Origin of the sequence: Pedobacter sp., assembly GCF_031119335.1 — a bacterium.
In the GTDB taxonomy this organism is placed as follows: domain Bacteria; phylum Bacteroidota; class Bacteroidia; order Sphingobacteriales; family Sphingobacteriaceae; genus Pedobacter.
This window is the reverse complement of the sequence record NZ_JAVHXT010000005.1, coordinates 145,905-165,568: the sequence shown is the minus strand read 5'-3', so window position 1 is coordinate 165,568 and position 19,664 is coordinate 145,905. Positions and strand designations below refer to the sequence as shown.

At 37.2% G+C, this 19,664-nt stretch carries 13 protein-coding genes, 3 tRNA genes and 1 pseudogene; 14 read left to right on the top strand and 3 right to left on the bottom strand.

Translation table 11 applies throughout. The annotated features are described in order from the left end of the window. Positions 1–91 precede the first annotated feature (91 nt). Positions 92–2,413, top strand: coding sequence for an O-antigen ligase family protein (locus tag REI64_RS07645; RefSeq protein ID WP_308849520.1), 2,322 nt, complete (start codon positions 92–94; stop codon positions 2,411–2,413). Here REI64_RS07645 and REI64_RS07640 read toward each other — a convergent pair. After that, positions 2,393–2,923 carry a DUF4269 domain-containing protein gene (locus tag REI64_RS07640; protein WP_308849519.1) on the bottom strand — a complete coding sequence of 177 codons (531 nt, stop codon included), beginning with the start codon at positions 2,921–2,923 and terminating at the stop codon, positions 2,393–2,395. The genes REI64_RS07645 and REI64_RS07640 overlap by 21 nt on opposite strands. A 3-nt stretch (positions 2,924–2,926) precedes the next feature. After that, positions 2,927–5,284: an MMPL family transporter gene (locus tag REI64_RS07635; protein ID WP_308849518.1), complete on the bottom strand. Its 2,358-nt coding sequence runs from the start codon at positions 5,282–5,284 to the stop codon at positions 2,927–2,929. Positions 5,285–5,452: 168 nt separating this feature from the next. On the opposite strand from REI64_RS07635, the gene recO reads away from it, so the two are divergent. The 6 genes and pseudogenes from recO to REI64_RS07605 all read left to right on the top strand — a co-directional run bounded on the left by recO (position 5,453) and on the right by REI64_RS07605 (position 8,205). Further along, entirely contained in the window at positions 5,453–6,178 is a 726-nt protein-coding gene (gene recO / locus REI64_RS07630; RefSeq protein WP_308849517.1) for a DNA repair protein RecO, read from the top strand. A 101-nt stretch (positions 6,179–6,279) separates the two neighbouring features. Then, positions 6,280–6,354, top strand: a tRNA-Val gene (locus REI64_RS07625). Between the two features lie 44 nt (positions 6,355–6,398). After that, positions 6,399–6,473: transfer RNA gene (locus REI64_RS07620), tRNA-Val, on the top strand. Between the two features lie 55 nt (positions 6,474–6,528). Continuing rightward, a pseudogene (locus tag REI64_RS07615) lies at positions 6,529–6,729 on the top strand (GIY-YIG nuclease family protein); the annotation flags it as partial. A 24-nt stretch (positions 6,730–6,753) separates the two neighbouring features. Then, positions 6,754–6,827, top strand: a tRNA-Val gene (locus tag REI64_RS07610). Positions 6,828–7,110: 283 nt separating this feature from the next. Beyond that, on the top strand, positions 7,111–8,205 hold the full coding sequence (locus REI64_RS07605; RefSeq protein WP_308849516.1) for an alpha/beta hydrolase: 1,095 nt from the start codon (positions 7,111–7,113) through the stop codon (positions 8,203–8,205). 441 nt (positions 8,206–8,646) lie between these two features. On the opposite strand, the gene REI64_RS07600 is transcribed toward REI64_RS07605, so the two are convergent. Further along, positions 8,647–9,858 (bottom strand): MFS transporter, encoded by a 1,212-nt coding sequence (locus REI64_RS07600; RefSeq protein WP_308849515.1) that lies wholly within the window; start codon positions 9,856–9,858, stop codon positions 8,647–8,649. 295 nt (positions 9,859–10,153) lie between these two features. Here REI64_RS07600 and REI64_RS07595 point away from each other — a divergent pair, with 295 nt between their 5' ends. The 7 genes from REI64_RS07595 to REI64_RS07565 all read left to right on the top strand — a co-directional run bounded on the left by REI64_RS07595 (position 10,154) and on the right by REI64_RS07565 (position 19,638). Continuing rightward, positions 10,154–11,134, top strand: a complete 981-nt coding sequence (locus REI64_RS07595; RefSeq protein ID WP_308849514.1) for a deoxyhypusine synthase family protein — start codon at positions 10,154–10,156, stop codon at positions 11,132–11,134. 254 nt (positions 11,135–11,388) lie between these two features. Continuing rightward, on the top strand, positions 11,389–12,678 hold the full coding sequence (locus REI64_RS07590; protein ID WP_308849513.1) for a c-type cytochrome: 1,290 nt from the start codon (positions 11,389–11,391) through the stop codon (positions 12,676–12,678). Between the two features lie 47 nt (positions 12,679–12,725). Further along, entirely contained in the window at positions 12,726–15,767 is a 3,042-nt protein-coding gene (locus REI64_RS07585) for a TAT-variant-translocated molybdopterin oxidoreductase (RefSeq protein WP_308849512.1), read from the top strand. A gap of 25 nt (positions 15,768–15,792) precedes the next feature. Then, positions 15,793–17,265, top strand: a complete 1,473-nt coding sequence (gene nrfD / locus REI64_RS07580) for an NrfD/PsrC family molybdoenzyme membrane anchor subunit (protein WP_308849511.1) — start codon at positions 15,793–15,795, stop codon at positions 17,263–17,265. A 2-nt stretch (positions 17,266–17,267) separates the two neighbouring features. Continuing rightward, a complete protein-coding gene (locus tag REI64_RS07575) occupies positions 17,268–17,804 on the top strand; it encodes a DUF3341 domain-containing protein (protein ID WP_308849510.1) in 537 nt (178 codons plus the stop codon). Continuing rightward, on the top strand, positions 17,797–18,381 hold the full coding sequence (locus REI64_RS07570) for a cytochrome c (protein WP_308849509.1): 585 nt from the start codon (positions 17,797–17,799) through the stop codon (positions 18,379–18,381). The genes REI64_RS07575 and REI64_RS07570 overlap by 8 nt, the downstream gene beginning before the upstream one ends. A 15-nt stretch (positions 18,382–18,396) precedes the next feature. After that, positions 18,397–19,638, top strand: coding sequence for a quinol:cytochrome C oxidoreductase (locus REI64_RS07565; protein ID WP_308849508.1), 1,242 nt, complete (start codon positions 18,397–18,399; stop codon positions 19,636–19,638). The last annotated feature ends 26 nt before the right edge of the window (positions 19,639–19,664 follow it).

Sequence of the window (19,664 nt, the reverse complement as noted above, 5' to 3'; positions counted from 1 at the left end):
ATATCCAAAGAGATTAAAAAATTTTTACTTTTGCTTGCAAGACGCTATCACATTGTATGTTACAGTGTAATATGCACCTACCTAATGCAAAATGAGTAAAAATAATAAAACTAAATTATCTGATGTTCAGGTGAATGAGAAGGCAGGTTCCAAATCTTCGTATGAGGATTTCATGGTGCTGTTTTTTGTTGGCGCATTTCTAGTGATAGATTTTTTGCCCTATTTCAAAACATTTGAAATTATAGCGCCTCAATTTCTTTACCTAACGATTCTGAACATATTTGTTAGTCTTTATATTTATTCAAACCCTGCGTTGCACCAAACCGCACTGGTAAATATATTTAAGAGCAGTTATGTTTTTGTATCTTATATTGTTTTTATCCTGTTATGTAGTGTTTCCATTTTTTTTGCCAAAAACATTTCGTTGGGCATTGTAAGTTTAGCTGAAATAATAGTTGCTTTTACGATGGTGATTAACTTCACTACGCTATTTTACAATAGATTACATTTAATTGTTAAAGTTGCGTTTTTAGTGGGTTTCAGTGCTTTTTTGCAAGCGGGTAAGGTGTTATATAATTTTAATTTGGAGACGAATCTAAAGCCCATTTATGAGGTTTTAAATTCTAACGTGATGAAAGGTAATGCTGGCAACATTAATATTCTTGCCGCTAGCCTATTGTTTAAAGTGCCGTTTATCTACGTTGGAATAACCAACTTTAGCAATTGGAAAAAGTGGTTTCTTGCAGTAGCACTCGTTTTTGCTACTACTGTCATCTTCTTAATTAGCGCAAGAGCTGCCTTGCTTTCGTTAATTATAGTGACTGCGATTTTCGCGGTTTACTACGTCAAAACCAGTGAGTTTAAAGGCAAGGCAGCTTTACAACTTCTGTACATTGTATTCCCGGTAGTTGTTTCATTTGCATGGGCTAATCTCACTTTTGAACAATCAAAATTAGATCCAAGGTTTGTTTCTACTGCGGAAAGACTCGCTCAGCTTAACGCAGAAGACGGGTCTATTAACCGCCGTCTTGTCTTTTATCGAGCGGCTCTTGGTCTTGCAAAGGAAAAACCTATTGTGGGAATTGGTTTGGGTAACTATAGGATCGAATCTATCCCTCTCGACTTAAGCACAAATTCGAGCGTGCCTTTGCATGCGCACAACGATTTTTTGGAGTTAACAGCTGAAACAGGTTTTTTGAACGGATTGCTGTATTTTTCAATATTTGTAGTGCTGCTGGTAGTAAACGTCAAAAGATTATTTAAAAGTCGAGACGTTTTAATCAGCAAAACTTCTTTGTTAGCACTGCTTCTGCTGGTAATTTATGGGATTGATGCCCTATTTAACTTCCCATTTTACCGGCCAACCATGCAAGTGTGCTTTTCTTTTTTGATGGCGTTTACTTTTGTAAATATTGGTGATATTGGAAAACACGCTACATTGGTCAATAAGAAAATTCTAGTCGGCTTAATTGCGTTATGCGCTTTACCATTATATTTTACTTATCACGCCTCCAAAACTTCTAACCTGGAGTATCTAATTCAAACAGATAATATCAACTTTGCAAGTTCGGGTGTTTTAAAAGGAGATGATGTAGTAGGTAGAAATCCTAAATTTCCAAATGTTTTTCAATCATCCGAATCGTTTGTGGAATACGCTGGCATATATTATTTCAGGGAAAAGAAATACACTGAGGCGATAAAATTACTGGACAGTGCAAATAAAATCAATCCGTATTTAGGTCGCCCAGATTTCTACAAATATTTAATTGCTAACGAGCGGGGCTTACCAGATAGTGCATATTTCTACGCAAAATCTGCTTTTTACAAGAGGCCAGTTAACGATAATTTTTTCGAAACTGCTACAACGCTTGCAGCGGCTCGAAGAGATACCGCAGAGATCTTGAAAATGTACGAGACTTTTCCTGCAATTCTTACAAAGCCAGCAAGCTGGTCAAAAGCATATTTATCGCTAAATGCGGCAGGTTATAGTAAAAATGGTTTGGATAAATTTAAGGATTTGGCTCTGAAAAGTTTTCCGGCAGATACTATTGTTCAAAAGTCTATCAATCAAATTGCTATTACCGATTACATTGTAAAAGGACAAAGTCTTTTTGCGACTGGTAAGCATATAGAAGCTTTAGATAGCTATCAACAAGGGTTAAAGTTAGATCCAACTAATATTTATGTAAATCAGAATATCGGGTTTTATTACTTTAATCTGAGTAAACCGAATTTGGCTATCCCGTACTTTAAAAAAGCTTTAGATTTGCCAGGATTGAACAATGGTAAAACAGAGTTCTTTTTGGGCCTATGTTATTTAAATGTTGGGGATAAAGAAAATGCATGTAAGTATTTTAAGCAAGCAGGTAATTATCCTGATGCTGAAAAGCTGTTAGTTGCCAATTGCAGGTAGTTTGAGTAAGGCTTTATAGGGGTTGCCTTTTAGTTCGAGTAACTCAGCAAACGCGGGCTCGGTTTTAAAGCCCTTCTGTTTAAGCTCAATTATTTTAAGACGAAAATCTTCTCCTTTTTCTTGGAGGATTTGATGTTCGATGAGCATGTGCCGATAGGCATTTTGTTGTTGTGTAGGGATATTTTGTCCAAAGACCTCCACTTCTATATCATCGACTTTAAAACTACAAACCACGCTATCTTGGTCGCTAATTTTCATGTCTCGGATTTGAAAATCCTTTTCTAGCTTAAACAACCTTTTTAAAGTGCCCACAAATTCCTGCTTATCTTCCCAGTAGCAAATAATATCAAGATCACTCGTTTCAATATCAATATGAATTGGAATCGTGCCCGTAAGAATAGGATTGTACGGTTTTAGTTTTTCAAATAGCTGATGTGTAACTAGCGTTTGATAAGCTGACTTTTGCCGTTCGTTGCCGTTTTTTAAATATTCGATAGTTAGGAAGTCCATTGATTAATGATCGTCCAAATTTTCCAAGTTCTTCGCTACCTCCGCTTCCGATAATTTCTTGCGTTTTTTGTTCTTATCTAACCATAACATTAAAGCAGGCAATAAGGTAAGGTTAAACACTAAGGCCACAATTAATGTAATAGAAAGTAAGAAGCCTAAAATTACCGTTCCACCAAAAGTAGAAGCTGTAAATATCCCGAAGCCAAAGAATAAGATCAGGGCAATGTGCGTCATGCTTACGCCTGTTTCGGTAATGGTGTCGGTAATTACTTTGCTTACGCTATAATTGGTTAGCGTTAGTTCTTGTTGATATCTCGTTAAAAAATAAATCGTTTGGTCAGATGCTAATCCAAAAGCGATAGTGAATATCAAAATTGTTGAAGGCTTTAACGGAATACCGAAGAAACCCATCAGTCCTGCGGTAATTACCAAAGGAACAATGTTTGGCAATAGAGAAATGAACATGATACCCAAACTCCTGAATTGCGCTAAACGAAGCAAAGAAATCAATACGATAGCTAAACCTATGCTTTCAAACAAATGCTCTAAAAGATAATCCGTTCCTTTAGCGAAAATGATGCTAGAACCTGTTAAACTTACATCAAAGCGTTTCGGAGAAAGAATAGAGTCGATTTTCGGTTTCAGCTCTTCCAAAACTTGGTCTAAACGCTTCGAACCAATATCAGCCATTTGAAAACTAACACGGGCAGTTTGCTTGTCTTTGTCTACAAAATTTGTGAGCATATTGCCATTGCCCTTGCCAGAATTAGCAGCATAGATCAAGATGAAATTCTTCTCAAAATCTGTTGGTAAACGGTAAAAATTGGTATCGCTATTGTAGAAAACTTGAGTAGCATATTTTAAGCCAGTGTTTAAAGAAATGGAGCGAGAAAACTCGGGGTAGGCCGAAACCATTTCCTCCATTTTATCAATCTTATTTAAGGTAGATATACTCAGGACACCATTCTTTCGCTTGGTATCAACGCTAATCTCTAATGGTAAAATTCCTTCGAAATTCTTTTCGAAAAACTTTAAATCGGTTAATATTTTAGAACTTTTGGGTAAATCATCTACCACGTAGCCATTTACATTAATACGGTAAACGCCAATTAAGGAAATTACTGTCAGAATTATGGTTACAGTGTAGATGGTAGCGCTTTTGTGTTGAACCAGATGATCTGTTTTCGCCAACAACCTGTCTAAGAAATTCGGTTCATGTACACCGTTGATTTTATTTTTTGGCGCAGGTAGGTAACTGAAAATTGCAGGGATTAAACATAAGCTCATTAGCCACGTAAACATCACATTTAGCGCAGCTACGCTACCAAACTGCATTAACAATTCGCTGCCAGTAAAGTACAGGACACCAAAACCAATAGCTGCGGTAATGTTGGCAATTAAAGTAGTTACAGAAATACGTTCTACTGTAATTTGCCAAGCTTTATCTTTATCGCCATGCTTTTTAAGCTCGTTGTGGTATTTATTGAGTAGTAAAATGCTGTTTGGAATACCAATAATTACAATTAACGGTGGAATTAATCCTGTTAAGATGGTGATTTCGTAGCCAAACAATACCAAAGTTCCAATACTCCAAACAACCCCCATAATTACCACTAAAACTGGGTAGAATACCGCCGAAAAACTACGGAAGAATATCACTAGAATTAAAGCGGAAACCAAAATAGATAGACCTAAAAATAGGATAAATTCGTTAGAAACTAACTTGCTGGTAGCGGTTCTTATATAAGGTAAGCCTGATAAATGAATGTCAACGCCCTCGCTTTTTCCAAATGCTAAAGCCTTTTCTTCAATTTCTTTAAGGATTGGGTTTCTAGCTGCCGAATTTAAAATCTTCTGGTCGAAGGTTACAGCCATTAAAGTGGCGTTACTTTCGGTATTGTAGAGTAAACCTTTATAAAATGGTAACTGATTAAGCTTACTTTTAAGCGAGTCCATCTCTGCATCGCTTGCTAAAACTTTTTCTGGTAATGGTTTTACCGTAAATTTCTGATTGGTGGTATCTTTCTGCAGCTCAAAAAACTTTCCGATCGATAAAACGCCTTTGATGCCGTTAAGCTGTTGTAATTCGTTAGATAGCTGAGCCCATTTGTTATAGGTGTCTTTTTGGAAGATTTTGTCACTCTTCACGCCAATCACAACAATACTTCCATCTTCACCAAATTGCTTTTTAAAGGCATTATACTTTACAAAAACAGAATCTGTTAAAGGTAAAATCTTTGCGCCTGAATAAGAAAGCTTGATATTTTTGGCCTGCCATCCCATGAATATGGTAATGGTAACAAATAGGACGATAAGGAGAACGCGATTTTTTAATATAGCATTAGATAGTTTAACCCACATATAAATCTTTAAGAAAGTGTAAAGAACGCATAAAATTGACGGATTGCCAAATGTGACAGTTTAAATATGCGTTAATCTTGCCATTATAAACAAGGTTTTAAGGTAATTGTTGTAAGTTGTAATCAGTTTAGTTGTTGCTTTGATTATTTTTGTGCCAAAGATTTTTAGATGCTGTATAAAACCAGAGGAATTGTTTTAAAAACTATAAACTACAATGAAAGCAGTGTAGTTGTGCAGGTTTTTACTGAAAAGTTTGGCATTCAATCGTATCTTGTTAATGGTGTTAAAAAGGCAAAGGCGAAAATTCCGATCAATTTTTTGCAGCCGTTACATTTGTTAGATATGGTGGTATATCATAAGCAGAACACACAGATACAAAGGGTGTCGGAAGCTAGGCCGATGCCTATGTTCAAAAGTATTCCTTACAATGTAATCAAAAACACAATTGTTCAGTTTTTAAATGAAGTATTGTATAAAAGCATTAGGCAGCAACATGTGGATGAGCAATTGTTTGAGTATCTTTATAATGCGATTAGTTGGTTCGATGAAAGCGAAGAACTCAGCGTTAACTTTCATTTGTCGTTTTTGATGAAGCTAACGCGGTTTTTAGGTTTTGCTCCACAACCACAGACTAGGCCAGACCAAAAGTATTTCGATTTGCAGGAAGGTAATTTCACTTCATTATCGCCAATGCATCCATATTTTACCGATGATGAGCAGGGAAATTCATTATTGTTATTGTTAAATACATCGATTAAGAAAATTAATGAGGTACGATTTACGAATGCTTATAGACGATTGTTGCTCGATAAAATATTGATTTACTATCAGTTGCATACAGCGTCTTTTGGGCAGGTGAAATCACATCAGATATTAGAAGAGGTGCTTTCTTAAAAAAAATAAAAAAAGAATTGTAAAGAAATATTATAACACTATATTTGCATTCCCAAACGAAATCGGTGGTTATCCGAAATACTTAGGGAAATTGAAATACTGGAAAATTAGCTCAGCTGGTTCAGAGCACCTCGTTTACACCGAGGGGGTCGGGGGTTCGAATCCCTCATTTTCCACATAATAAGTTTACTGGATTGTAAATGATAATAAATAAAACACTGGAAAATTAGCTCAGCTGGTTCAGAGCACCTCGTTTACACCGAGGGGGTCGGGGGTTCGAATCCCTCATTTTCCACATAAAGCCTTGTTAGTTCTACTAGCGAGGCTTTTTTGTTTTTTGAGAATATCTTATGTTTACTACCTATATTCTTTATTCTCCTTCTCGGAAAAAATATTATATCGGCTCTACGTCAAATCTTGAAAAACGTTTAGCTAAACATAATACTAACCACAAAGGCTTTACCGGTAAAACTGGCGACTGGATGATTGTGTATTCTGAACATTTTCAATCAAGGGAGCTTGCATTAAAACGGGAAAGGCAAATCAAATCTTGGAAGAGTAGAATTGCAATAGAAAAGTTGATTAGCTCAGCTGGTTCAGAGCACCTCGTTTACACCGAGGGGGTCGGGGGTTCGAATCCCTCATTTACATAGGAGCCTTGTTAGTTCTACTAGCGAGGCTTTTATTTTTACTGAGAATCTTACTAAGGTCATTACTGCCTATATTCTTTATTCCCCTTCTCGCAACAAATATTAGATTGGTTCCCCTTCAGATTTTTTGACAGTTTAGCAAGATGTGAGTTTCGTTAGAATAAAAGAATGTTCGAAATAAGTGTCGTTAGCATACTTTATATTAATCAACTGTATTAGGTTTGAATTTTTAAGGGGAATGAAAAATAGAGTGGTTAATCTCAGCCCTTTTTTAAATGCTTAATGATAATTGCTAAAATGAATGTCTTGAAATTAGGCTGTTGGAGCTATCTTGGTTTTTTTCTTTGTTTTTTGACTGCTGCTTTAATGTGTTCGCTGACATCATGTACTTCGACAAGGAGTATCAAAACTCCGAGTGGTATTTCAGAAATAAAGTATCTAAATATTAATAAGACCAAGCAATATGTTTTGATCAGAGGAAAGAATATAAATAATCCTATTTTGCTGTTTTTGCATGGTGGACCAGGTGCATCTGCTACGGCTTTGTTAAGGAAGTTTAATAGTGAGCTGGAGGATTATTTCACGGTGGTGTATTGGGACCAGAGGAATGCGGGAAAATCCTATGACAAGCGGACATCGAGAGAAGAAATAAAGGTTGCTAAATATCAACAAGATGTAGATACTTTGGTTAGTTATTTGAAGGTTCGGTTTAAGGTTGAAAAAATATTTCTTGTTGGCCATTCTTGGGGCTCAAGGCTAGGTTTATACGCAGTTCAGAAGAATCCTGAAAACTTTATTGCTTACGTTGGGATTGGACAGGAACTAGCCGCTTATGAAGGTGAGCTAGCTTCTTATCGTTATACTTTGGGTAGGGCATTAGAGACGAATAATATAAAGGCTATAAAAGAATTGCAAGGGATTGGGGAACCCCAATCTGGAGATTACTCTAAGATGTATAAGATGGGCTTTTGGGGAATAGTTAAACAAAAAGAGTGGCTTTTGAAACTTGGTGGGGAGAGGTACAAAAAAAGGAATTATTTGGACTGGATCTTGGCCATTTGGATATCGAGGGAATACTCTTTCTTTGATTTGCTGAAATATGGTAAAGCATCAGGTTTTTCTGCTGGAAATATTATTTACGACCCTGATTTTAACAATTTTGATTTTTTTAAACAGATAGTTCCTTGTTTTTTTATCTCAGGAGCATATGACTATAACACCCCTTGGGAATTGGTTGAAAAATATGTGAATATTTTAAAGGCGCCCAATAAGGAGTTTATTAAGTTTGAAAGGTCTGGTCATAGTCCTGTTTTTGAAGAGCCACAAAGGTTTAATAAGGAGATAATTAGATTGTTTAATAAAAGTGTCGAAAAATAATCCATCATAATTACGAGGAACGCAGCCCTGAAGCAGTTACATACGGTAACTTAATTAGTAACGCTTTTAGAATTCACGTACATCATCCGATTATATGGTGTTAAAATAACGTGAGTTTTGGATATTTTTAGCTGGATGTCAATGTGTTATCTTTTTTGTAGCCTAAAAAAGTATCGTCATTGCGAGGTACGAAGCAATCTTAAAGCGGTAGTTTTGTTGCCTAGCGATAGTAGTAGGATTGCTTCGTACCTCGCAATGACGAATCAAGACCCAAAACTCACGTTAAAATAAGAAGCTAGTCTATGCAATTTGGCACTGAAAGCCGTAGGGCTGAATGAAACAAAATTGCTAAGAACGCATGAAAACAAAATTCGGATTAGGCAAGGCTAAAGATGCTACAAGAATTTACATTTCCAACTTTACCATCACTTTACGGTTAAATTATTTCTTTTTCCTCGTGGTGCTAATATTTGGTAAAAACATCGTTATCAATCCAATTAATGGCAAGTAAGCACAAACATGAAAAACATAGTTGATGCTTGTTTTATCGGCCAAATTTCCAATTAAGGCAGAGCCTAAACCACCCATGCCAAAGGCGAAACCAAAGAATAGTCCTGCAACTAAACCAACCTTTCCTGGGATTAATTCTTGTGCGTAAACCAAAATTGCAGAAAAAGCAGAAGCCAAAATCATCCCGATAGGAACAATTAAAATACCAGTCCAAAATAGATTAGCATGAGGTAACAACAAGGCAAAAGGAGCGGCGCCTAAAATAGATACCCAAATCACATATTTACGACCAATCTTATCGCCAATTGGGCCGCCTAATAAAGTTCCTGCGGCAACCGAGAACAAAAACACGAACAAATAAATCTGTGAAGTTTGCACCGAAACGTGAAATTTGTCGATCAGATAAAACGTGAAATAGCTGGTTAAGCTCGCCATGTAAAAGTATTTCGAGAAAATTAAAACAAGTAATATGACTATTGCAGAGGCTACTGTTCTTTTAGATAGCTGATGCCCATCTGAAACCAAACTTCCTTTCTTTGCTTCGCGATTAGTAATATATCCTTTATACCACTTGCCAACATAACTTAGTACCATTATCGCCAATAGCGCAATTACCGAAAACCAAATCACACTAAATTGTCCTTTTGGAACAATGATCCAAGCCGCCAATAGCGGGCCTATAGAACTGCCGAAATTTCCACCCAATTGAAATACCGACTGCGCCAAGCCCTTTTTTCCGCCAGATGCGGCATGTGCCATTCTCGATGCCTCCGGATGAAAGATCGATGAGCCTGTTCCTACTAAAGCTACTGAAAATAAGATCAGGTAAAAGCTATTTGAAAGTGATAGCGTAATCAAACCTATTAAGGTAAATCCCATTCCTATAGCTAAAGAATAGGGTTGAGGTTTTTTATCAGTATATAAACCAACAAACGGTTGGAATAATGAGGCTGCTAATTGAAAAGTAAGCGTAATTAAACCAATTTGCGAAAATGTAAGTTGATAAGAATTTTTTACTAGCGGATAAATTGCAGGTATTAAAGATTGTATCGTATCATTAAGGAGGTGCGAAAAACTCAAAGCAAACAAAATTGGAAACACAGTTGCGTTGGTTTTGCTAGTATCTGAAGAATTTGTATTCATGTTAACGAAAGGGATTTATACAAAGCTAGGTATTTTATTATTGTTGCAGTTCGAAAAGAAGCGTTTGATGAAAAAGACAACACATAGAAACATAGGCTCGCTGGATTTACCAATAATGGAAGATGAATTTGTAGAAAGCTGGGGCATTTGTTTATGTAGTGCTAGTTGAAATGTTTTTTTCTAAAAGCTATGTGTCTATATGGTTCATATAAGCGCCTTTCATATCAAATCGTAAATCGTAACCTAAAATCGTAAATCATTTGTATTTTTGCGGCGAAAACAAAATGAATATAAAATGAGTACTAACAGAGGACCAATATCGAAATTCATGGAGACTAACTACCTCCATTTTAATGCTGCAGCTATGATGGATGCGGCTAAAGGTTACGAAACGCATTTAGACGAAGGTGGTAAAATGATGATTACCCTAGCTGGAGCGATGAGTACCGCCGAATTGGGCATATCGTTGGCAGAGATGATTAGACAAGACAAAGTGTCTATAATTTCTTGTACCGGAGCTAACTTAGAAGAGGATATCATGAACCTGGTTGCTCATTCGCACTATAAAAGGGTACCTAATTACCGCGATTTAAGTCCGCAAGACGAGTGGGATTTGTTGGAAAATCACTATAACCGTGTTACAGATACTTGTATTCCGGAAGAGGAGGCTTTCCGTCGTTTGCAAAAACATATCCACGCCATTTGGAAAGATGCTGATGACAAAGGTGAGCGTTATTTCCCACACGAGTTCATGTACAAAATGTTATTAAGCGGCGTATTGGAGCAATACTATGAAATTGACTCTAAAAACTCGTGGATGTTAGCAGCGGCTGAGAAAAACTTGCCTATTGTAGTGCCAGGATGGGAAGATAGCACCATGGGCAACATCTTCGCTTCTTATGTAATTAAAAACGAATTTAAAGCTACAACCATGAAAAGCGGTATCGAGTACATGGGCTGGTTAGCAGATTGGTATGTGAAAAACTCTGAAGGAAAGGGGATAGGTTTCTTCCAAATTGGCGGTGGTATTGCGGGCGATTTCCCTATTTGTGTAGTGCCAATGCTTTATCAAGATATGGAGATGGAAAACATTCCTTTCTGGAGTTATTTTTGCCAAATTTCAGACTCTACTACTTCGTATGGTTCTTACTCTGGAGCTGTTCCAAATGAGAAGATTACCTGGGGTAAGTTAGATATTCATACGCCAAAATTCATCGTAGAAAGTGACGCAACAATCGTAGCGCCATTAATGTTTGCTTGGATTTTAAAGCAATAATTAAAAATCAAAATATCTAGGTCAGAAAATAACCTGATCAATGTCGGCGATTTGATAAAAATCGCCGATTTATTTAACGCTAGCCTATAAAAACGCAATAGTTTAGAATGATTATAAATTGTATTTCACTGTCATTAATATGTCATTGGTATGCTAATAAAGCTTACTTTTGTCCAATTATTTCTGAGAGGTAAATCATCATTCATCACTTAGATTAACAATTTTATTTCAATATAAAGCATAAAATACTCATTATGAGGAATATCTCATTCGGACTTAAAAAACTTAGAAAAGCTGCATTTGTTTTAGCTGGTCTATCTTTTTTAATTGTAAATGTATCGAAAGCGCAAGATGTTGTAGAAGGAAGGACTTTATTTAAGTCTAAGTGTGCTTCTTGTCACGCGTTGGATCACGATGGTACTGGGCCTGCATTAACTCCAAAAATGCAGACTTTGGAAGAATCGTATTTAATTCCATGGATTAAAAACAACCAAGCTTTAATTGCTTCGGGTAACAAACAAGCTATCGAAGCAGCTAAATTCTCTCCATCAGAGATGACGGCTTTCCCTACTTTAACTGATGATCAAATCAAAAGTATCATTGCTTATGGTAAAGAAGGCGAGCCGAAAAAAGCAAAGGTAGATGGTCCGGTAGCTGTAGATGAAGGTGTTTCTAGCCTTTCAATCGCGGGTGTAATTGCCATCATCGTTCTTTCTATCATTGTATTGGTAGTTTTAGGTAGAGCGGTTAAAATGCTTGAGCGCCTAATCCTTGAAAAACAAGGTATTGTTATAGCAGAAGAAGAAAATGTTTCTTTAGTTACTGGCGTAAAAGGCTTGTTCAAAAACAAGAAATTTGTATTCTTTACCGTATTGTGTTTAGTAATGGTGTTAGGTTCTTTCGGTTGGATGGGTATGTGGGAAACTGGTGTTCACACTGGATATCAACCAACGCAGCCAATTAAATTCTCTCACGAATTACACGCTGGTATCAATCAAATCGATTGTCAGTACTGTCACACCGGTGCTTTCAAATCTAAAAACTCAACTATTCCTTCGTTAAACGTTTGTATGAACTGTCATAAAAACGTACAAGCAAGAACAGATGATGGTTTGATTTCTCCAGAAATTCAAAAAATCTATAACGCTTTAGGCTATAACCCAGATACTCAAACTTACGATAAGACTAAAGAGCAGCCAATTGAGTGGGTACGTGTACATAACTTGCCAGATTTCGCTTACTTTAACCACTCTCAGCACGTAGTAGTAGGTGAAGAAGCTATTCGTAAAGAAGCAGGTTTGAACCCTAAAGATCCAGTTTGTTTCGCTTGTCACGGTCCGGTTAACACAATGGAGGAAGTTTATCAATATTCTCCGCTAACCATGAAATGGTGTGTGAACTGTCACAAAGATGCTGATATCTCTGGCAAGAAAAACGATGCTTTTTATGCTAACGTAATTGCAGCTCACGAGAAAATCAAAAAAGGTGAGAAAATTACACCAGCGTTGCTGGGTGGTTTAGAGTGTGGTAAGTGCCATTATTAATAAATAGAGTTTTTTAAGAACGTTCGATAAACAGTAATATAGCTTAAATGGAAAGCAACAAAAAATACTGGAAAGGTTTGGAGGAGTTAAATAAAACTCCCGAGTTTGTTGAAAACAACAAAAGCGAATTTGCCGAGCCGCTTCCAATAGAAGATGTTTTAAGTGAAGCAGGACTAAGTACAGTTACCCCACGCCGTGACTTTTTAAAGGCATTAGGTTTTGGTTTAGGAGCTGTAACTTTAGCTGCGTGTCAAAAAGCACCGGTACACAAATCAATTCCTTACTTAGTTAGACCAGAAGAGGTAACTCCAGGTATTCCTAACTTTTACGTTTCTAGTTTTAAAGGAAACAGCGTAATGGTTAAAACTGTAGTAGGTCGTCCAATTAAAATTGAGGCTAACCCTAATGCAGGAACGTTTAACTGTGGTACAGATGCACAGGCACAAGCTTCGGTATTAGATTTGTATGATGTTTCTAAACTAAAAAATCCTTTGTTAAAGAAGGATGAAACTACTTGGGCTGATTTGGATAAATTCGTAAAAGGCGAATTAAACAAAGTACAAGCTTCAGGTAAGCAAATCCGTATTGTTGCTAGCTCTTTAAATAGCCCATCGGCTAAAGCGGTAGTAACAGAATTTACGGCTAAATACCCTACAGCTAAATTGGTTCAGTATGATCCAATTTCTTACACAGGTATCATCAAAGCTAATGAGAACAGCTTCGGTAAAGCAGTGTTACCTAAATACAACTTCGAAAAAGCAGATTTAATTGTAAGCTTTGCAGCCGATTTCTTAGGAACTTGGATTAGCGGCGAAGAATTTACTGCTCAATATACTTCTAACAGAGATTACAAATCGTTAGAGAAAAAGAAAATGTCTCGTCACTTCCAGTTTGAAGCTGGTATGAGTTTAACAGGTACAAACGCCGATACTCGTATTGCTTTAAAATTATCTGAAGAAGGACCTGCATTAATCGCTTTATACAATGCAATTACTGGTGCTAGTTTACCAGGCGCTGGCTTGCCAGATAATGCTAACGCTGATAAAGCAATTAAATTAGTAGCGAAAGAATTATTACAGAACAAAGGAAAAGCGTTATTAGTAGCTGGTTCTAATGATGTTTCTGTACAAACTTTGGTAAATGCAATTAACGTGGCTATCGGTAGCTACGGTACTACTATCGATTTAGATAACCCTTGTAAACGTTACGAAGGTAATGATGCAGAATTTGCATTGTTAGTTGACGAAATGAACAAAGGTGATGTAGGTGCTGTTTTCTTCTTGAATTCAAACCCTGCTTACGATGCAATTAACGCTAAGGCTTTCACTGATGGTTTAGCTAAAGTTGCTTTGAAAGTTTCTTTCTCTGATAGAGAAGACGAGACAGCAGATCTTTCTGATGTTGTTGCAATTACACCTAACTATTTAGAGTCATGGGGTGATGCAAACACTTACGAAGGTTTCTATTCAATCGTTCAACCTACTATCAATCCAGTTTTCAACTCTCGTCAGGCAGAGCAAAGCTTGTTAACTTGGGCAGATGCTCCGGTACAAGATTACTACCAATACGTACGTAACTACTGGGAGAAAAATATTTTACCAGCAGCAGGTAAAACTTGGAAAGATGTATTGCAAACTGGGGTAGTAACTTCAGCTCCAAGAGCAGCTGGTAGCTATGGCTTCACTTTATCATTAGATGCAGTTGCAGCAGCTATTGTAGCGAGCAGCAAAGCATTGAAAAAAGATATCGAGCTTCAAATTTTTGAAAGTGTGCCGATGCGTGATGGTAAACAAGCAAACAACGCATTCTTGCAAGAGTTTCCTTGTCCGGTAACTAAAGTAACTTGGGATAACTATGTTGCTCTAAATCCTAAACAAGCAGAGAAATTAGGTTACAAAGAATTTGATGTAGTAAGCATTAAAGCTGAAAACGGATATGCTATCGATTTACCAGTATTGTTCCAACCAGGACAAGCAATGGGTACAGCATCTGTAGCTTTAGGTTACGGACGTACTAAAGCTGGTAAAGCAGGTAACAACGTAGGTAAAAATGCTTTCCCATTCGTAACTTATGCTAACGGTACAATGAAGTATGCAACTACTGCAACTTTAACTGGTACTGGTGTATGGTCTGAGTTAGCACAAACTCAAACTCACTACTCTTTCGAAGGTAGAAATATTGTTCGCGAAGCTACTTTCAAAGATTTCTTGAAAGATCCAATGGCTGGTTCTGGTAACCACCATAAACATAAAGTGTACGATTTGTGGACTACAGATAAGCACGAAATGTTGGGCAACAACTGGGTAATGGCAATCGATTTGAATGCTTGTACAGGTTGTGGTTCATGTATCGTTGCTTGTAACGTAGAAAACAATATTCCAGTAGTAGGTAAGGATGAGGTTCGACGTCGTCGTGAAATGCACTGGTTACGTATCGATCGTTACTATAGCTTTAATGATGAGCAACACGGTTCTGTAACAGAAGAGAAAGAAATTGCTCACTTAGATAATCTAGAGAACGTTTCTGTAGTGCACCAACCAATGTTATGTCAACATTGTGATCACGCACCTTGCGAAACTGTATGTCCGGTATTGGCAACGGTACACTCTTCAGACGGCTTAAACCACATGGCTTATAACCGTTGTGTAGGTACTCGTTACTGTGCAAACAACTGTCCATACAAAGTACGTCGTTTCAACTGGTTTAACTACTGGAACGATTCACGTTTCGATAACTACTTGAACAACGAGTTTACTCAATTAGTATTAAATCCAGATGTTACTACCCGTTCTCGTGGTGTAATGGAGAAATGCTCAATGTGTATCCAACGTATCCAAGCTGGTAAATTAACTGCCAAATTAGAAAAACGTGCATTGAAAGATGGCGATATCAAAATGGCTTGTCAAGAGGCTTGTTCTGCCAACGCAATCATCTTCGGTGATAAAAACGATCCGAATTCGGAAGTTTCTAAAGCATTACGTAGCGAGCGTACTTACTACGTACTAGAGGAAATCAACGTTGAGCCAGGTATTGGTTACATGACAAAAATTAGAAACATAGATTCAGAAACAAAAGAAGTACACGCGTAAGCTACTACTTACAGTAATATAGATTATGGCAGGACATAACGAATCAATTTTAAGAGAACCATTAATTACCGGAAAGGACATCACGTATGCCCGAATTACGGAAGAGATCTTATCTCCGGTAGAAAACAAACCTAACAAGGCTTGGTGGATTGGATTTATCCTTGCACTTTGCGGAGCTACACTTTGGGTAGTTTCTGTAGGCTATACGTTCTGGTTTGGTATTGGTGCTTGGGGATTAAATAAAACAGTTGGTTGGGCTTGGGATATCACCGGTTTCGTATGGTGGGTAGGTATTGGTCACGCTGGAACACTAATCTCAGCAGTATTATTACTTTTCCGTCAGAACTGGCGTAACTCTATCAACCGTTCGGCAGAGGCGATGACAATTTTCGCCGTTATTTGTGCCGCTACATACGTTGTATCACACATGGGTCGTCCTTGGTTAGCATATTGGGTATTACCTTTGCCAAATCAATTCGGTTCACTTTGGGTAAACTTTAACTCACCATTGGTGTGGGATATGTTTGCGATCTCAACTTATTTCTCTGTATCATTATTATTCTGGTACACAGGTTTATTGCCAGATATCGCAACTATTAGAGATAGAGCAACAGGCGTTCGTAAAAAAGTATATACTATCTTCTCATTCGGTTGGACAGGTAGCGTAAAAACTTGGCAACGTTTTGAGGCAGTATCATTAATCTTAGCAGGTATTTCTACACCACTAGTACTTTCGGTACACACCATTGTATCAATGGACTTTGCAACTTCGGTAATCCCAGGATGGCACACTACCATCTTCCCTCCATACTTCGTGGCAGGTGCGATTTTCTCAGGTTTCGCAATGGTATTGACTTTATTATTGGTAGTACGTAAAGTATTAGGTTTAGAGAACTACATCACTATGTTCCACATCGAATCGATGAACAAAATCATCATCTTAACAGGTTCAATTGTAGGTGTGGCTTACTTAACTGAGTTATTTATCGCTTGGTATTCAGGTTCACAATATGAGATGTACGCGTTTCAAAACCGTATCTCTGGTCCATTCGCTTGGTCATATTGGTTAATGATGACTTGTAACGTAATCTCTCCACAGTTGTTATGGTTCAAGAAAATTCGTACTAATATCGCAGCTACTTGGGTACTATCTATTGTGGTAAACATCGGTATGTGGTTTGAGCGTTTTGTAATTATTGTAACTTCATTACACCGCGATTACTTACCATCAAGCTGGACAATGTTCTCTCCAACTTGGGTAGATGTGGGCGTGTTCGTAGGTTCAATTGGTGTATTCTTCACCTTGTTCCTATTATTCCTAAGAGTATTACCTTCTATTGCAATTGCAGAGGTTAAAATGATCTTGAAGAGCTCAAGTGAGCAATCTAAGATGAAATTGATTAAAGAAGGAAACCTAGATAAAGAGCATGTACAAGAGTACATCGAATCTTTAGAGAAATTTGATAGTGTTAAACAAGAAGAATACGCAAAAATATAACAATGAGTAATATCAAATATATTTTAGGCAGCTTTGGCGATCCTGATGAGATGCTAACAGGCATCAAGAAATTGCAGGAAAATAACATCTCCATTTATGATGTTTATACACCAATGCCTATTCACGGTATCGAAGCGAAATTAGGCGTTAAAAGATCTAGATTAGATATTGCCGCTTTCTTTTTCGGAATTACAGGTACAATTACCATGCTTACTGGAGTTTATTTAGCTACGGTGGTAGATTGGCCAGTAAATATTGGGGGTAAAACGCACTTTGCATTTCCAGACTTTGTGCCTATTACTTTCGAATTAACTATTTTGTTCTGTGCGTTTGGTCTAGTTGGATCTTACTATGCATCTACTCACTTATTCCCGGGTAGAGCGCCAAGAGTAATGGATTTACGTGCTACTGACGACCGTTTTGTAATTGCAATTGATGCAAAACAAAATGCAGAACATGATAAAATTGATGAACTTTTAAAAAGTGCAGGAGCTCTAGAAGTGAAGCATAATGAAAGGAAGTATATTAGCTATGAATAAGAATAAAATTGTTTTAGGAGCATTCGGCTTATTGGCTTCTGTAGCAATGCTTTCGGCTTGTAGAGATAACAAAAGCACAGGCTTAGAGTTCGCAAGAAATATGTACGATCCTATTGCTTACAATCAGGATCAGCCAAACAAGAATTTTGCTAACGGTGCAACTTCACAAACACCGCCACCAAATACAACTCCTGTTGATTATATCAGATACGAATATCCTAACACTAAAGAAGGTTATGAAGCATCTGTAGCTTTGGTAAATCCATTGGCATTAACAGAACAAAATTTAACAGAAGGTAAGCACTTTTACACAGTTTTCTGTGCGCCTTGCCACGGTGATGCTGGTGACGGTCAAGGTCATATCGTTAAGTTGGATAAAGGTATCTCAGGTGTGCCTTCATATCACGGTGCTGATGCAAACTCATCTCGTGGTGGGTTAATGCAAGATATGCCTGCAGGAAAAATTTACCACACAATTATGTATGGTTTAAATGCAATGGGATCTCATGCTTCGCAACTTAGCCCAGATGAAAGATGGAAAGTGGTGATGTATGTTCAACAATTACAAAAAAAATAAGAAAAGCAGATATAAATGGGAACTCATCATTATAATTTAAGTGAACAGTTTGAGTTTACTGGAAAAGCAAAAATCCTGAGTATTGTTGGTATCGCAGTTGGTATTTTAACAATAGCTTATGGCTTGTTTTTTAATCACGAACATGCACATCAAATGCACGAGCGTACTTATGCCAATCTATTGTTGATGGGCTATTATTTCGCTTGCGTATGTATGTCGGCTACTTTCTTTTTAGCAATTCAGTTTGTAGCACAAGCTGGATGGTCGGCGTCTATTTTACGTGTACCGCAAGCTATGGCTAAAAATTTGCCAATAGCAGCTTTAATCTTAATCGTTATTACTGGATTAGGTTTATACACTCATAACTTGTATCACCACTGGCACGCAGAAGGTTTAACAGACCCTAGCTCGCCCAACTACGATAAAATTATTGCTGGTAAAGCTGTATTTTTGAACGTACCTTTCTTCATGATCAGACAGGTAGTGTTTATGGGTTCATATGCTTTATTCGCTCATTTCGTAACTAAATGGTCGTATAACGAAGACTTAACTGGCGGATTGACATCATACAATAAAAGCTTCAAGTACTCTTGTATCTTCTTAGTAATCTACGGTTTTACTACACCAATCTTCGCTTTTGATAACATCATGTCATTAGAGGCACACTGGTTTTCAACTATGTTTGGTTGGTATAACTTTGCTTCAATGTGGGTAAGTACGTTAGCTATCATTGCTATCATCATTATCTTATTGAGAAAAGCAGGTTACATGAGCTGGGTTAACAATAGTCACCTACACAATTTAGGACAGTTTATTTTTGGTTTCTCTATCTTCTGGACTTACGTATGGTTTGCTCAATTCTTATTGATCTACTATGCCAACATGTCTGAAGAGACTGTGTATTTCCACAAACGTTTTAACAGCTACGAGTTCTGGTTCTATCTTAACATTGTGTTAAACTTCTTAACTCCATTATTATTATTAATGGATCGTGATAACAAAAGAAGTGAGAATCTCTTGTTAACAGTTTCTATCATCGTAGTATGTGGTCACTGGGTAGATTACTACCAAATGATTATGCCAGGTATATTCGAATTTGGCGCTAAAGATGGTAGTGGTTTCGGAATTTTGGAGCTAGGCATAGCAGCAGGTTTTATAGGTTTATTTACCTTTACCGTGTTAAGTGCATTAAGCAAAAAACCAATGGTGGCGAAAAATCACCCTTTCTTACAAGAGAGTTTAAACCACCACTTATAATCAGTACCAATTAAACAAATAATATA